The organism is Bradyrhizobium erythrophlei, assembly GCF_042430365.1.
Lineage (GTDB): Bacteria > Pseudomonadota > Alphaproteobacteria > Rhizobiales > Xanthobacteraceae > Bradyrhizobium > Bradyrhizobium erythrophlei.
The window spans coordinates 51,643-66,037 of record NZ_JBHMET010000268.1; the positions used below are offsets into that span (position 1 = coordinate 51,643).

Genomic DNA, 14,395 nt, shown 5'->3' on the forward strand with positions numbered 1-14,395 from the left:
GCTTACACAAGTCATGTGAACGTCATGTGGCGCTGCTAGCGCAGGCGCACATTTTTGACGGCCCAAGGGAGGTTTTCTTGATGGCACTTCGACAATTCGGTGCGGCTGCTGCATTGGCGGTCACGATGGCGTTCAGCGCCTCCCCGGCGCTCGCCGTGACGGAAATCCAGTGGTGGCACGCGATGACCGGCGCCAACAACGACGTCATCGTCAAACTGGCCAACGACTTCAACGCCGCGCAGGGCGACTACAAGGTCATCCCGACCTACAAGGGCAGCTATCCCGACACCATGAACGCCGGCATCGCCGCTTTCCGCGCCGGCAATGCCCCGCACATCATGCAGGTGTTCGAGGTCGGCACCGCGACCATGATGGCCGCCACCGGCGCCGTCAAACCGGTCTACAAGCTGATGGCCGAGACCGGCGAGAAGTTCGATCCGAAGGCGTACCTGTCGGCGATCACCGGCTACTACTCAACCTCGAAGGGCGAGATGCTCTCGTTCCCCTTCAACTCCTCGTCCACGGTGATGTGGATCAACCTCGACGAGCTCAAGAAGGCCAATGTCGAGATTCCGAAGACCTGGCCGCAAGTGTTCGACGCCGCCAAGAAATTGAAGGCTGCCGGCCACGCCACCTGCGGCTTCTCGGGCTCGTGGGTCACCTGGGTCAATCTCGAGCAACTCTCCGCCTGGCACAACGTGCCGCTGTCGAGCAAGGCCAACGGCCTCGACGGCTTCGACACCGTGCTCGAGTTCAACGGCCCGCTGCAGCTCAAGCACCTCGAGAACCTGGTCGAGCTGCAGAAGGACAAGACCTACGACTATGCCGGCCGCACCAACACCGGCGAGGGCCGCTTCACGTCAGGCGAATGCCCGATCTACCTGACCTCGTCGGCTTTCTTCGGCAACGTCAAGGCACAGGCCAAGTTCAACTTCACCGCCGTGCCGATGCCCTATTATCCCGACGTCAAGGGCGCGCCGCAGAACTCGATCATCGGCGGCGCCTCGCTCTGGATCATGGGCGGCAAGTCGGCCGAGGAATACAAGGGCGTGGCCAAATTCCTGACCTTCCTCTCGGACACCGACCGCCAGGTCTGGATCCACAAGGCGTCGGGCTACCTGCCGATCACCAAGGCCGCCTATGAGAAGGCCAAGGCCGAGGGCTTCTACAAGGACCAGCCCTATCTCGAGACGCCGCTGCTCGAATTGACCAACAAGGAGCCGACCGCGAATTCCCGCGGCCTGCGCCTCGGCAACATGGTGCAGCTCCGCGACCTCTGGTCGGAGGAGATCGAGCAGGCGCTGGCCGGCAAGAAGACCGCCAAGCAGGCGCTGGACTCAGCCGTCGAGCGCGGCAACACGATGCTGCGGCAGTTTGAAAAAGCCGCCGTACGCTGAGATGATAAGCTAGACTAACGCCCCCGGCAGGCCGCATCATGCGGCCTGCCATTTTCAAGCGACCATGCAAAAGCAGTCGATTTTCCAATCAAAGCTGTTGCCTTATGCGCTGGTTGCTCCGCAGCTCGCGGTCGTCCTGATATTCTTCTACTGGCCGGCCGCGCAGGCGGTGATCCAGTCCTACCTGCTGCAGGACGCCTTCGGCCTTTCGACCAGTTTCGTCTGGTTCGAGAACTACCTCGAGCTGCTCAAGGAAGCTGCCTATTTCGACGCGATCGTCCGGACGTTCGCGTTCTCCTTTGCGATCGCCTTCTCGTCGCTGTCTTTCGCGCTGCTGCTCGCGGTCATGGCCGACAAGCCGCTGCGCGGCGGCACGCTCTACCGCACGCTCCTGATCTGGCCCTATGCGGTGGCGCCGCCGGTCGTCGGCGTGCTCTGGATCTTCATGCTGCACCCCTCGCTCGGCGTGCTGTCGCGCTACCTGCGCGGCCTCGGCATCGACTGGAATCCGCTGCTCGACGGCGACCAGGCGGCGCTATTGATCATCCTGGCCGCGGCCTGGAAGCAGATCTCCTACAACTTCCTGTTCTTCCTCGCCGGCCTGCAAAGCATTCCGAAGAGCGTGCTCGAGGCGGCCGCGATCGACGGCGCCCGCCCGATGCGGCGGTTCTGGACCGTGACCTTCCCGCTGCTGTCGCCGACCATCTTCTTCCTCCTGGTCGTCAACATCGTCTACGCCTTCTTCGACACCTTCGGCATCATCGACACGATGACGCGCGGCGGTCCCGGCAAGGCGACCGAGACGCTGGTGTACAAGGTCTATACCGACGGCCTGCTCGGCGGCAATCTCGGCAGCTCGGCGGCGCAGTCGGTCATCCTCATGGCGATCGTGATCGTGCTGACGGCGATCCAGTTCCGCTTCGTCGAACGCAAGGTGACCTACTGATGGTCGAGGAAGAGGGCATCCGCCGCTACGTCGCCCACGTCATCCTGTGGATCGGGATCGCGATCGTCGCATTCCCGGTCTACCTCGCGATCGTCGCCTCGACCCAGGACAATGCGGTCATCGCCAACGGGCAGATGTCGCTGCTGCCGGGCGGGCATTTCTTCGAGACCTACTACCAGACCATCTTTGTCGGCACGAGCGGCTCGACCCGCGAGCCGGTCGGCAACATGATGCTCAACTCGCTGATCATGGCGCTGATGATTGCGGTCGGCAAAATCGCGATCTCGATCATTTCGGCCTACGCGATCGTCTATTTCCGCTTTCCGTTCCGGATGCCGATCTTCTGGATCATCTTCATCACCCTGATGCTGCCGGTCGAGGTGCGCATCTATCCGACCTACAAGATCGTCGCCGATCTGCATATGCTCGACAGCTACGCCGGCCTGTCGCTGCCGCTGATCGCCTCCGCCACCGCGACGCTGCTGTTCCGGCAGTTCTTCATGACCGTGCCGGATGAATTGCTGGAGGCCTCGCGCATCGACGGCGCCGGCCCGTTCCGCTTCTTCTGGGATACGCTGTTGCCGCTGTCGCGCACCAACATGGCGGCGCTGTTCGTGATCCTCTTCATCCTCGGCTGGAACCAGTATCTCTGGCCGCTGCTGATCACCACGCGCGACGACATGCAGACCATCCAGGTCGGCATCCGCAAGATGATCACCACCACCGACGCGCTGACCGAGTGGCCCGTCGTGATGGCAACCGCGGTGCTCGCGATGTTGCCGCCGGTGTTCGTCGTCGTCGCGATGCAGAAGCTGTTCGTGCGCGGACTGGTAGAGACGGAAAAGTAGATCCCAAGAGCAAACCTGATGGCAAACGTCACGCTGCGCAACGTCCGCAAGACCTATCCCGGCGGCTTCGAGGCCATCAAGGGCGTCGACGTCGATGTCGGCGACGGCCAGTTCTGCGTGCTGGTCGGCCCCTCCGGCTGCGGCAAGTCCACGCTCTTGCGCATGGTCGCGGGGCTCGAGACCATTACCGGCGGCGAGATCGATATCGGCGGCCGCGTCGTCAACCAGATCGAGCCGGCCGATCGCGACATCGCGATGGTGTTCCAGAACTACGCGCTCTATCCGCATATGAGCGTCTACAACAACATGGCCTACGGCCTGCGCAATCGCGGCATGGCGGAGGCCGAGATCAAGACCCGCGTCGGGGAGGCTGCGCGCATCCTCGAGCTCGCCCCGATGCTGGAGCGGAAGCCGAGGCAGCTATCCGGCGGCCAGCGCCAGCGCGTCGCGATGGGCCGCGCCATCGTCCGGCAGCCAAAGGTGTTCCTGTTCGACGAACCGCTGTCGAACCTCGATGCGAAGCTCCGCATCGCGATGCGCGTCGAGATCCGCAAGCTGCAACGCCGCCTCAACACGACATCGATCTACGTCACCCACGACCAGCTCGAGGCGATGACGCTCGCCGACATCCTCGTGGTGATGAATGGCGGCCAGGTCGAACAGGTCGGCAATCCGCTCGATATCTACCAGCGGCCGGCGACCACCTTCGTCGCCTCCTTCATCGGCGCGCCGCCGATGAACCTGATGCCGCTGCGCTCGGACGAGTTGAAGTCGCAGATCACAGGCGTCGACGGTGCCGGCATCGTCGGCATCCGGCCTGAGGACTTCGTCCTCTCCAGCGAGACCGCCCCGGGCGGCGTCGCGCTTGGCCTCACCGTGGAGGCGATCGAGCATGTCGGCGCCGAGACCTTCGTCTACGGAACCCGCCAGCGCGAGGAACAGGGGGTTGCCGCGAACCCTGGCGAACTGCCGCCGGGCGAGGTGATCGTCCGGGTTCCCGGCGCCACCGGTCCCGCCATCGGGGAGCGGATCCGGGCAGTCGCCCCGCGCGACAAACTGCATCTATTTACCGCCGACGGCCGCAAGCGCGTCGGCCAATGACCGACCGAGCCGGATTCCGCGTTCTCCTGCGGCGAATTTACGCTGGTTTCAGAGATGCTTGAACGGTACCCAAATCACCACCATATTGCTCACTGACCGGAGGGCCTGACGGCCCGCCGGTTGCATGGGGTGCCGCAAGGGCCCCTCAAAGTCGCTTCGAGAGGACTTTGTAATGTCTCGTGTTCCATCGTTGTCCAGTCCGTTCCTTTTGGGATTCGACGAAATCGAGCGTGCGCTCGATCGCGTCGTGAAAGGCGCCGACGGCTATCCTCCCTACAACATCGAGCGGTTTGACCGGTCCAACGGCCAACCCGAGCGCCTGCGCATCACGCTGGCGGTGGCGGGTTTTACCCGCGACCAACTCGATGTGACCATTGAGGAAAATCAGCTCGTCATCCGCGGCCGCCAGCAGGACGACAAGGCCCGGCAATACATCCATCGCGGCATCGCCGCGCGCCACTTCCAGCGCACCTTCGTGCTGGCGGAGGGGATGCAGGTGCTGGGCGCGGATCTGAAGAACGGGCTGTTGTCGATTGACCTGGCCAGGCCGGAACCTGAACGGGTCATTAAGACAATCGCTATCAATGAACACGAATAATAGAAACCAGGAGCGGACTCGACCGCTTATATGACTGAGGAGTCGAGACCATGAGTGAAGTGAGTATCACCTTCCAATCCGACAACGTCTCACCGGAGGCGCTGGCCCATCTTGGCGAGGGTCATATCGCCTATGTGAAGCAGGTCCGTTCCGAGGACGTGCCAGAGCTCTTTCCGCAGGCGCCGAAGATCGCGCCGGGCTTGAAGCTGTTCGCGCTGCACGCCGCCGATGGCACGCCGATCATGCTGACCGACAGCCGCGAAGCCGCGATCGCGAATGCCTGGAGCAACGAGCTGCAGGCCGTCAGCGTCCACTAGACGCCGGCTGACATCCGCGAGTTTCAAATGCGCGGGCATGCCTCGACTTCGATCGAGGCGGCCCGCGCGTCTTTTATGGCGAGGCGGACGATGTGGCGAGAATTGGCGCCATGCATTGCTGCACCTCGCCGGGCACGTTGTAGTCGCGCATCAGCAGGCGGCTGTTGCGCAGCCCGCACGCTTCCCGCTGCACCACGAACATCCAGAGCGCATGGCCGGCTTCCCTCACGAGGATGCGACGTGCCTGCTGCGTTGATGCCGGCGCCGCCGAACGCGGATGGGCGGCATCGAACTCCCGCAGTTTCGCGAGCGCGTTTTCCAGCGCTCGTCCCATCCGTCCAAGCGCGGAAGCCTTCTCCTCGGCGAGCTCGTAAGCGAGAACGTCGACGGGAGAGCGATCGAGGCGAAAATCACGGGACATCTGACATCCCTTGGGTCTCATGCGCAACGATGCGCATCACTGTCGTCCTTGTGGATCTGTTGTCAACAGGCGCTCAGATCCGGCCCTCATGCGAAGTTCGGCGCCGACTGATGAACGTTATTGACAGGGAAACTCTTTTCTGAGGGCTGCGAGCAGAATAAGGCCAATCGGCCTGCTATCGAGACTGGCTGTCTGCTTTTCGGCCCAACGTATCATGACGTCGTCAGACTGCTCATTCGTCAGGACGAGTGTCGGAGGCAGACAAAACAGCTTCTCATGCGCGGCCACGCTGTACGAGATCAATCCGTCCCTGACGCCAGCCAAGTAGAGCTGATTGAATTCCTTAAATGCCGGTTTCTCAGGATGCAGATATTCTTTCCACCTGACCGTTTGGGCGTCTGCCGCCGTCGACACGCCCAACGCAATCGCGATGACCAATCCCGCAAACTTCGATCCGAGCATGCGCATTTGAGGCTCTGCCCTTCGTTATAGGTCGATTGGTTCGGAGCGCATAACATTGGCGCGGGGCTTCTGTTCCGCATTTTGCGCTTAGGACCACGGCGGCTCTTCGCTCGCCCCGGCTGCCTCGTGGTGGATCGTGACACCCGCCGAACGCAAGCCTGTCAGCACTACAGTTCTTACAGAAGCCGGATCGAATCCAATATCCTTGGCGTTTGGTGGATGTGCCTCGCTGCCCTTCAATCGGAGCGCCAGGTGCAATTGCTCGCAAAGGTGCTGAACCATGAGATTGACCTGATCGTCAGTCATGATCTGCCTTTCCTGCTGCTATTTTGCTCCCCAATTAGGTAGCACACTGGAAAATAGGGCGGTATGCGATTGGACAGCCCCAAGGATCAACCCCACGCGATTGCCGTAGGCAGGCTCCAACATAGTCCGCCTATCGGGGTAGACCGGAAGTGACTGGCGGGCGACTAGAACGAGCCAGCGCGGATGTCCGCTTCGGGGCGGTAACGCTGATATCGCCGGTGGCGGGGCTGCGATCCAATAGGCCTTGGCTGCCTCAACCACCCGTCAGTCGCGCGCGGATGTCCGGCTTCAGCACCTTGCCGACCTTGGAGCGCGGCAGGTCGTCCCAGACCTCGATCTGCTTCGGCGTCTTGATGCTGCCGATTCGTTGCTTGACGAAGGCGGCGAGCGCCGTCGCATCGACGCTGAGGCCGGCGCGCGGCTGCACCACCGCGACGATACGTTCACCCCATTTGTCATCGGGCAGGCCGATCACCGCGCAATCCTGCACCGCCTCGTGCGCCCGCAGCGCGTTCTCGACCTCGATCGAGTAGACGTTGAAGCCGCCGGTGATGATCATGTCCTTGGCGCGGTCGACGATGTAGAGGTAACCGTCGGCGTCGATGTAGCCGACGTCGCCGGTGTGGTGCCAGCCATGCGCCGAGGCTTCCGCCGTGGCTTCGGGATTCCCGTAGTAGCCCTCCATCACCAGCGAGCCGCGCACCAGATCTCGCCGCGGCTGCCGGTCGGCAGCAGATTGCCGTCGCCGTCCATGATCGCGGCCTGCACCAGCGGGCTGATCCGCCCGGCCGAGGCGAGGCGCTGCATCGCGATCGTGCCGTCGGCATTGTAGTGCTCGTCCGGCGCCATCATCGAGATCATCATCGGCGCTTCGGTCTGGCCGAACAGTTGCGCCATCGGCCCGATCCGCTTGAGCGCTTCCGCGAGCCGCGCGGCCGAGATCGGCGCCGCGCCATACCAGAAGCATTGCAGCGAGCCGAGCTCGGCGGAATCGAGCTTCGGATGGTCGAGCAGCATGTAGATCACGGTCGGCGGCAGGAAGGTGTGCGTGACGCGATAGCGCGCGATCAGGTCAAGAAACTCGCCGATATCGGGGTGGTGCATGATCACGATGCGGCCGCCGAGCGTCATGATCGGGAAGCACAGCACGCCGGCGGCATGCGTCAGCGGCGCCAGTGCGAGATAGACCGGGCGACCCTTGAACGGATAACCCATCAGCGTCAGCGCGGTCATGGTCTCGATGTTACGGCCTGACAGCATGACGCCCTTGGGCTTGCCGGTGGTGCCGCCGGTGCCCGGGATCATCGCGAGGTCGTCGACCGGCGCACGCTGATATCCTTCGTCCGTGATGCCGGACAGCCAGCTCTCGAACGACGGCACGAACGGCAACTCGGCATCGAGGCAGACGAGCAGGCGCAGCTTCGGCAATGCGGCGCGCATTGCCTCCACCATCGGCGCGAAACTCGAATGAAACAAGAGCGCGCTGCAGTCGAACCGGTCCAGGATGAAGGAGTTCTCGGCCGCCTCGTTGCGCGGATTGATCGGGCACCAGACCGCGCCAGCACGCGAGATGCCGAACACGCAGGCAAAGGCCAGCGGATCGTTGCCGGAGAGGATCGCGACCTTCTCGCCCGGCGCGATGCCGGAGCGGTCGAGGCCGCGCGCGACCCGATAGCTCAGCCGTTGCACCTCGCGATAGCTGAGGTCGCGGCCGTCCATGGTGAGGCACGGCGCATCAGCGCCGAGCGAGGCACCTTTGTCGAGGTAACCGATGAAGCGCATGATCAATCCCCAAGGGCCGGACGCGGGTGACGCGCGTGAGCACGCCACCCGCGGCTCGCTTAGTCTTGTACGGTCAGGATTGGCTTGCTGACCAGCCCGAAGCTGCGCAATTGCCCGAGCAGTTCGCGGTGGCCGAACGCCTGGCAGCCGGAGGCGAAGCCAACGCGCTTCGGCGGCTGTTGCAGCAGCGCGAACGCCGCATAGGCCTGCAGCATGCCGGTCTGCTTGTAGTTGCAATTGCCGTGGATCACGCAATGCGCGCGGCCGAGCGGCCCGGACGCATGGACCGAGTCGATCGAGGTGTTGATGCGCGGATTCTCGCGCGGCGGCATCGAGGCCTGCAAGGTGGCGGCGATATCGGCGAGCGCCTTCTCCTGTTCCGCCGGCGGCAGCGGCTTGATCTTCTCCTTGACCATCTGCGTGGTCTGCACCACGCCTTCCATCACCGGACGGGCGAGTACGCCGCCCATCACCCGGCAATTGCTCACCCGCGGATCGTTCTTGAACCAGACCGGATGCGCGGTACCGCCCCACGGCACCGCGATCGCGGTCTCGTGCTGGCCGGGCACGACGACGTCGGCGCGCGCGGTGACGTCCCATTCGACGAACTTGTTCTGCTCGAGATAGTACCAGTTCGCCTTGAGGATGGTGAAGATCGTCTGCGTCGAGGCGTAGGTCGGAAAGCCCTTCCAGAACACCAGGATGTCGAGCGTGTCGAGGCCCGGCGTTTCCAGGCAGATGTTGGCCGCGATTTCGCCGGTCGTGTACATCTGCGCCAGATTCGGCGACAGCAACAGGCCCTTCTCGGCGAACTGCTTGCCCCATTTCTCCTGCGCCAGCAGCACCCAGTCCTGCTCGCCTGTCGTGTCGGTGTAGTGGCATCCGGCCGCTAGCGCGGCTTCCACGACTTCGGATCCGTATTTGATGAACGGGCCGACCATGTTGCTGACGACCCGCGAACCGCGGAACAGTTTTGTCAGCGCCTCGACATTGTGCTCGACACCGACGACCTCGTAGTCGGCGGTCTCGATGCCGGGAATTTTCTCCACCACCGCCTTCACCTTGGCAGCGTCGCGGCCGGCGGCGATGAAGGGGACGTTGTATTCGCGCAAATACTCGCAGACCAGGCGGCCGGTATAGCCGGACACGCCGTAGACGACGACGGGCTTCTTCTCGCGCATGGCGATCCTCCGAGATGATTGTTGCTGAGTGCGTTGCTACATGCCCATGCCGCCGTCGACCGGCAGTCCGATGCCGGTGATGAAGCGGGCCTCGTTCGAGCACAGGAACACCGCGGCGTCGGCGATGTCAGAGACCTCGGCGAGCCGAGCGAGCGGGGTTTGCTCGACCACCGAGCCGACCGCGGCGTTGACGTCGGGCGCGAGGCCGATCTTCACGATGTCGTTGGCGAGCTGCAGGCCCATGTCGGTCGGGATCAGGCCGGGATAGATGCAATTGACCCGCACGCCATAGCCGAGCTTGCCGGCCTCCATCGCCGCGACCCGCGTCATGCGATCGACCGCGGATTTGGTGCCCGAATAGACCGCGATGCTCGGAAACGCGATCGTCGCGGCAACAGACGCGATGTTGACGACCGCGCCGCCCTTGCCGGCCGGCCCGCCCGGGCGCATCGCGCGAAAGGCGTGCTTCATGCCGAGCACGGTGCCGACGATGTTGACGTCGCACATCCGCCGCGCGTCCTCGGCCCTCACCTCAGAGACCAGCGAGGTGATCTCGATGCCGGCATTGTTGATCAGGATGTCGTAGCCGCCGAGGGTGGCGACGGTCTGCGCCACGGCGCGCTCCCATTGCGCGTCGTCGGTAACGTCGAGCTTGGCGAAGCCGGTCTTGACGCCCTCCTTGGCGATCGCGGCCGCGCTGGCGCTGCCGGCGTCCTCCAGAATGTCGGCGATCATGATCGCAGCGCCGGCCTTTGCCAGCGCCTGTGCGATTGCCGCGCCGATCCCGCGCGCGCCGCCGGTGACCAGGGCTGTCCTGCCTTCAAGGCTCTTCCCACTCATGACGTCGTCCTCCTTGCTGGTGATTGATTGGCGTCTTGGCTGATCGGCGCGGGCCGGCATGGCGTGGCGTGGCGTGGCGTGGCGTGGCGTGGTCGCGGCCATGACCTGATCCGGGGCGCAAGCCCTTGCGCACCAGGCGAAGCGTTCCTCCCTGATCGGACGTCTTGACGACTGTCCAAACTATTTGCCGGAGCCTCCGCCAGAATCTTGACACTTGTCAAGAACGAATTTGACAGTTGTCAAAGGAAGTGGTTCTGAGGGATGCAGCGAATCCGCCGATGGCGCGGTATAAGTCGTTGAAAGATGAGGGTTGAGGAAAGGCAGGCGATGGCGCGGCAGGTGACGGGTGCGGCCCGACGGGTGGCTGATGCGGCCGAGGTGCTGCGCGACGAGAAGTTCAATGCGCGGCGGATCGAGCTGGCCGAGGCCGCGCTGGAAACGCTTGGCGAGCTCGGCTTCGCACGCACCAGCCTGCGCGAGATCGCGCAGAACTCCGCGTTCACGCACGGCGTGTTTCACTACTATTTCAGCGACAAGCTCGACCTGATCTGCTGCTGCGTCCGCCATTACAAGGCGAAATGCGTGACGCGCTATGACGAGGTGGTGACGTCAGCGCAGAGCCGCAACGAGCTGACGGAAGGCTTCCTCGGCAAGCTCGCAGCGACGCTGCAGACCGAAGCCCGCATGCACCGGCTGTGGTACGATTTGCGCGCGCAGGCGATGTTCGAGGCCGCGTTCCGCAAGGACGTGCTCGAGATCGACAAGAGCCTGGAAGCGATGATCTGGCGCATCGCCACCCGCTATGCCGAGCTCGGCGGCACGCGACCGGCGTCATCCCCGGCGGCGCTCTACGCGCTGTTTGACGGCCTGTTCCAGAGCGCGCTGCTGAGGCATCTCGCGGGCGACGAGACCGCGGTCGGCGATCTGCTCGACGAAGTCCGCCGTCTGTTGCCGACGATCTGCTGACGCGCGCGAGCAGTGCGCGGCCGGATGCCTCTGTCAGGGATTGATTGCTCCGACCGGCGACTACGCCGCGCTGGCCGGCGGCAGTGCGAGCACCGAGTAGATCGCCTGCGCGTCGCGGGAGGCGCGCAGCTTCTTGGCGACGTCCTGGTCGCGCAACAGGCGGGCGATGCGCGCCAGCGCCTTGAGATGGTCGGCGCCGGCGCCCTCGGGCGCCAGCAGCAGGAAGATCAGGTCGACCGGCTGGCCGTCCATCGCCTCGAAATCGATCGGCCGCTCGAGGCGGGCGAACAGGCCGAACAGCTTCTCGAGCTTGGGCAGCTTGCCGTGCGGGATGGCGACGCCGTAGCCAACCGCCGTGGTTCCGAGCTTCTCACGCTGCAGCAGCACCTCGAAGACCGCGCGCTCGTTTTGCCCGGTCAGCGCCGACGCACGGGCCGCCAGTTCCTGCAGCGCCTGCTTCTTGCTGATGACTTTCAAAGCCGGGAGAATCGCCTCCGGTGCGACCAGATCGGTAATCGGCATGAGGCGTTCCGAGGTGAATTGGACCGTCAGGTTGCGAAATAGGCGTTACAGCGGCGGCGTCAAGAAGTTGAGGCGAAAGGGGGGGTTAGCCCGGGTCCCGATTGGCAGGGCTTCTACTCCAACGCATTGGCGGTGCCAACTCCTGCGAGCTCTGTTCCGCGCCCCATCCTTAAGGGCGGCGGACCATAAGCAGGCCCGGCTTCCGCCGTCAATGCTCCCCGCCAGATATCTCAGGGGTTAACCGCAGGGGGGTCGACCCAGCCGACATTGCCGTCCGTACGGCGGTAAATGATGTTCACCCGCCCGCTGCCGCCGTGCTGGAACACCAGGCAGGACGCACCCGTCAGGTCGAGTTCCATCACCGCCTCGCTGACCGACAGCCGCTTCAGCGAGGTGGTCGCTTCGGCGATGATCACGGGGCTGTACTCGGCGACCTCGTCGTCGCTTTCGGGCGCCTCGATGACGTAGCTCGGCGCGTCGAGGCCGGAGCCGTTCAATTCGGCAAGCGCTGCGGTCGCGGCATAGGCCTTGCGGGCCGAGCGGTCCTTCAGCCGGCTCTTGTAGCGGCGCAGGCGCTTCTCGATCATCAACAGCGCCGCGTCGGCGCTGGCATAGGCGTCAGTCGCGTTGGAATCAGCCTCCAGCGTGATCCCGGAATCCAGATGCAGGGCGCAATCGGTCCGGAAGCCGAAGCCATCCTTGCTCAGCGTGATGTGTCCGGAATAGTTGCCATCAAAATACTTTCGTAAGACCTCGTCGGTGCGCTCGCTGAGGCGCGCGCGAAGCGCCTCGCCGATGCTGATGCTCTTTCCCGAGATTCGAAGGGTCATTTGATGCCTCGATTGTTCAATGCCTCGATCAGTTTTCTTGTTGTTGGAGCATGACGCTTTCGGAAGGGTGGGACCTGCCTGCCCAATCACGCTCAGGGGGAATTGAGACTATCGCGATTTGACGCGAACGCAATCAGCGCATGAACCGGAAAGGCCAAAACCGGCTCGCCGACAAGGTCATGCTTAAGAAAACCGCTAGGCGGGTTCGGTGTCGCGGGAGCGGTCCGGGGAGGCGGCGGGGGCCGAAAGGGCATTGCCGAGCATGCTCTGCTTGTCGCGGCGGCGCTGCACCGAGGATGGTATCCGCATCGCCTCGCGGTACTTCGCGACGGTGCGCCGCGCAATATCAATGCCGGATGCGCGCAAACGTTCCACGATGGTGTCGTCGGACAGGATCGCCGACGGCGCTTCGCCGTCGATCAACTGCTTGATGTGGTGACGAACGGCTTCCGCCGAATGCGCCTCGCCGCCGTCGGCGGACGCGATCGAGGCGGTGAAGAAATACTTCAGCTCGAAGCTGCCGCGATTGGTCGCCATGTATTTGTTGGCGGTGACGCGCGACACCGTCGATTCATGCATCTGGATCGCATCCGCAACCGCCTTCAGGTTCAGCGGCCGCAAATGCGCAACGCCGTGGGTGAAGAAGCCATCCTGCTGGCGGACAATTTCGGTCGCGACCTTCAGGATGGTGCGGGCACGCTGATCGAGGGCGCGCACCAGCCAGGTCGCGTTCTGCAGGCAATCGGTGAAGTACGACTTGTCACCGTCCTTGCGGATCGTCTTCGACAGCTCAGCGTAGTACGTCTGGTTGACCAGCACGCGCGGCAGAGTGTCGCTGTTGAGCTCGACATGCCAGCCGCCGTCGGGGCCGGGCCGCACATAGACGTCGGGCACCATGGTCTGGGTGCGCGCGGTGCCGAACTTCAGTCCGGGCTTCGGATCGAGCCTGCGGATCTCCGCGATCATGTCGGTGATGTCTTCGTCATCGACGCCGCAGAGTTTTCGCAAAGCCGCGATGTCGCGCTTGGCGAGCAGATCGAGATGCTCGACCAGCGCCTGCATCGCGGGATCATAGCGGTCGAGCTCGCGCAGCTGGATCGCCAGGCACTCGCTCAAGTTTCGCGCGCAGATCCCGGGCGGATCGAAGGTCTGCAGGACTGCGACGACGTCGTCGACCGCCTGCTGCGATGCCCCGAGCCGTTCCGCCGCCTGGCCGAGATCCGCCGGCAGATAGCCGGCCTCGTCGACGAGATCGATCAGATACTGTCCGATCATGCGCTGCGCCGGCGCCGTGAAGGCGACCGCGAGCTGCTCGGCAAGGTGATCGGCCAGCGTCGTCTCGGCGGCGACAAAGGCTTCGAGATTATATTCGTCGTCGCTCGACGCACCGCCGCCCCACTCGGTGTAGACCGACGGCGGCGCATCCTGCGCGGCGCGCGCGGCGGCTTCCGCGGGCTCTTCGGAGAAGACGTTGTCGAGGCCGGTATCGAGCGTCTGCTCGATCTCGGCGCGGGTGCCGAGATCACGGTTCAGCCACTCCTCCTGGCCGGGCTCGAAGGCCTCGCCCGAGGCGAGGCCTGCCATATCGGCGTGCTCGCCGCCCTCGTCGCCATAGCTGCCGGAACCATCTGGTGCGTCGTAGTCGGGCCGCTCCACGGCGGGTTCCCCCGCCACCGGCGCCTCAGGGCCGTCGGCCGCGCGCTCGAGCAGCGGATTGCGCTCCAGTTCCTCCTCGACGAAGGCCGACAGATCGAGGTTCGACAGCTGCAGCAGCTTGATCGCCTGCATCAACTGCGGCGTCATGACCAGCGACTGCGACTGGCGGAACTCTAGTCTTTGCGTCAGCGCCATGGAGGCAAGAACGATCCCAAAAGTTGG

At 64.0% G+C, this 14,395-nt stretch carries 17 protein-coding genes; 7 read left to right on the forward strand and 10 right to left on the reverse strand.

Going from position 1 to position 14,395, the window contains the following annotated elements:
• Positions 1–80: 80 nt before the first annotated feature.
• From ugpB to ACFFWD_RS41015, 6 genes are all read left to right on the forward strand, one after another.
• Positions 81–1,397 (forward strand): sn-glycerol-3-phosphate ABC transporter substrate-binding protein UgpB, encoded by a 1,317-nt coding sequence (ugpB, locus tag ACFFWD_RS40990; RefSeq protein ID WP_376975081.1) that lies wholly within the window; start codon positions 81–83, stop codon positions 1,395–1,397.
• 64 nt (positions 1,398–1,461) lie between these two features.
• Positions 1,462–2,343 carry a sn-glycerol-3-phosphate ABC transporter permease UgpA gene (gene ugpA, locus ACFFWD_RS40995; protein ID WP_376975082.1) on the forward strand — a complete coding sequence of 294 codons (882 nt, stop codon included), beginning with the start codon at positions 1,462–1,464 and terminating at the stop codon, positions 2,341–2,343.
• Positions 2,343–3,191 carry a sn-glycerol-3-phosphate ABC transporter permease UgpE gene (gene ugpE, locus ACFFWD_RS41000; RefSeq protein WP_376975083.1) on the forward strand — a complete coding sequence of 283 codons (849 nt, stop codon included), beginning with the start codon at positions 2,343–2,345 and terminating at the stop codon, positions 3,189–3,191. Before ugpA ends, ugpE begins: the two co-directional genes overlap by 1 nt.
• 18 nt (positions 3,192–3,209) lie before the next feature.
• Positions 3,210–4,292 (forward strand): sn-glycerol-3-phosphate import ATP-binding protein UgpC, encoded by a 1,083-nt coding sequence (locus ACFFWD_RS41005; RefSeq protein WP_376975084.1) that lies wholly within the window; start codon positions 3,210–3,212, stop codon positions 4,290–4,292.
• Between the two features lie 172 nt (positions 4,293–4,464).
• Positions 4,465–4,890, forward strand: a complete 426-nt coding sequence (locus ACFFWD_RS41010) for an Hsp20 family protein (protein ID WP_139479436.1) — start codon at positions 4,465–4,467, stop codon at positions 4,888–4,890.
• Positions 4,891–4,940: 50 nt separating this feature from the next.
• Positions 4,941–5,207 (forward strand): BQ00720 family protein, encoded by a 267-nt coding sequence (locus tag ACFFWD_RS41015; RefSeq protein WP_376975085.1) that lies wholly within the window; start codon positions 4,941–4,943, stop codon positions 5,205–5,207.
• Positions 5,208–5,280: 73 nt separating this feature from the next.
• Here the strand turns inward: ACFFWD_RS41015 and ACFFWD_RS41020 are convergent, their stop codons facing one another.
• From ACFFWD_RS41020 to ACFFWD_RS41050, 7 genes are all read right to left on the reverse strand, one after another.
• Complete coding sequence (locus ACFFWD_RS41020) at positions 5,281–5,628, reverse strand: hypothetical protein (RefSeq protein WP_376975086.1); 348 nt, start codon at positions 5,626–5,628, stop codon at positions 5,281–5,283.
• A 117-nt stretch (positions 5,629–5,745) separates the two neighbouring features.
• Positions 5,746–6,096, reverse strand: coding sequence for a Rap1a/Tai family immunity protein (locus ACFFWD_RS41025; protein ID WP_376975087.1), 351 nt, complete (start codon positions 6,094–6,096; stop codon positions 5,746–5,748).
• A gap of 81 nt (positions 6,097–6,177) precedes the next feature.
• The gene (locus ACFFWD_RS41030; protein ID WP_376975088.1) at positions 6,178–6,396 is read right to left on the reverse strand and encodes a hypothetical protein; all 219 of its coding nucleotides are present in this window, start codon (positions 6,394–6,396) and stop codon (positions 6,178–6,180) included.
• Between the two features lie 253 nt (positions 6,397–6,649).
• Positions 6,650–7,099 (reverse strand): class I adenylate-forming enzyme family protein, encoded by a 450-nt coding sequence (locus ACFFWD_RS41035; protein ID WP_376975089.1) that lies wholly within the window; start codon positions 7,097–7,099, stop codon positions 6,650–6,652.
• On the reverse strand, positions 7,081–8,178 hold the full coding sequence (locus ACFFWD_RS41040) for an AMP-binding protein (RefSeq protein ID WP_376975090.1): 1,098 nt from the start codon (positions 8,176–8,178) through the stop codon (positions 7,081–7,083). Before ACFFWD_RS41040 ends, ACFFWD_RS41035 begins: the two co-directional genes overlap by 19 nt.
• Before the next feature lie 59 nt (positions 8,179–8,237).
• The gene (locus ACFFWD_RS41045; RefSeq protein ID WP_376975091.1) at positions 8,238–9,359 is read right to left on the reverse strand and encodes a DUF5938 domain-containing protein; all 1,122 of its coding nucleotides are present in this window, start codon (positions 9,357–9,359) and stop codon (positions 8,238–8,240) included.
• Between the two features lie 36 nt (positions 9,360–9,395).
• On the reverse strand, positions 9,396–10,199 hold the full coding sequence (locus ACFFWD_RS41050; protein ID WP_376975092.1) for an SDR family NAD(P)-dependent oxidoreductase: 804 nt from the start codon (positions 10,197–10,199) through the stop codon (positions 9,396–9,398).
• Positions 10,200–10,526: 327 nt separating this feature from the next.
• Here ACFFWD_RS41050 and ACFFWD_RS41055 point away from each other — a divergent pair, with 327 nt between their 5' ends.
• A complete protein-coding gene (locus ACFFWD_RS41055) occupies positions 10,527–11,165 on the forward strand; it encodes a TetR/AcrR family transcriptional regulator (RefSeq protein ID WP_376975093.1) in 639 nt (212 codons plus the stop codon).
• A 60-nt stretch (positions 11,166–11,225) separates the two neighbouring features.
• On the opposite strand, the gene ptsN is transcribed toward ACFFWD_RS41055, so the two are convergent.
• From ptsN to rpoN, 3 genes are all read right to left on the reverse strand, one after another.
• On the reverse strand, positions 11,226–11,687 hold the full coding sequence (gene ptsN, locus ACFFWD_RS41060) for a PTS IIA-like nitrogen regulatory protein PtsN (protein WP_139479410.1): 462 nt from the start codon (positions 11,685–11,687) through the stop codon (positions 11,226–11,228).
• Between the two features lie 230 nt (positions 11,688–11,917).
• Positions 11,918–12,517, reverse strand: coding sequence for a ribosome hibernation-promoting factor, HPF/YfiA family (hpf, locus tag ACFFWD_RS41065; RefSeq protein WP_376975094.1), 600 nt, complete (start codon positions 12,515–12,517; stop codon positions 11,918–11,920).
• Positions 12,518–12,712: 195 nt separating this feature from the next.
• A complete protein-coding gene (gene rpoN / locus ACFFWD_RS41070; RefSeq protein WP_376975095.1) occupies positions 12,713–14,368 on the reverse strand; it encodes an RNA polymerase factor sigma-54 in 1,656 nt (551 codons plus the stop codon).
• Between the last annotated feature and the right edge of the window lie 27 nt (positions 14,369–14,395).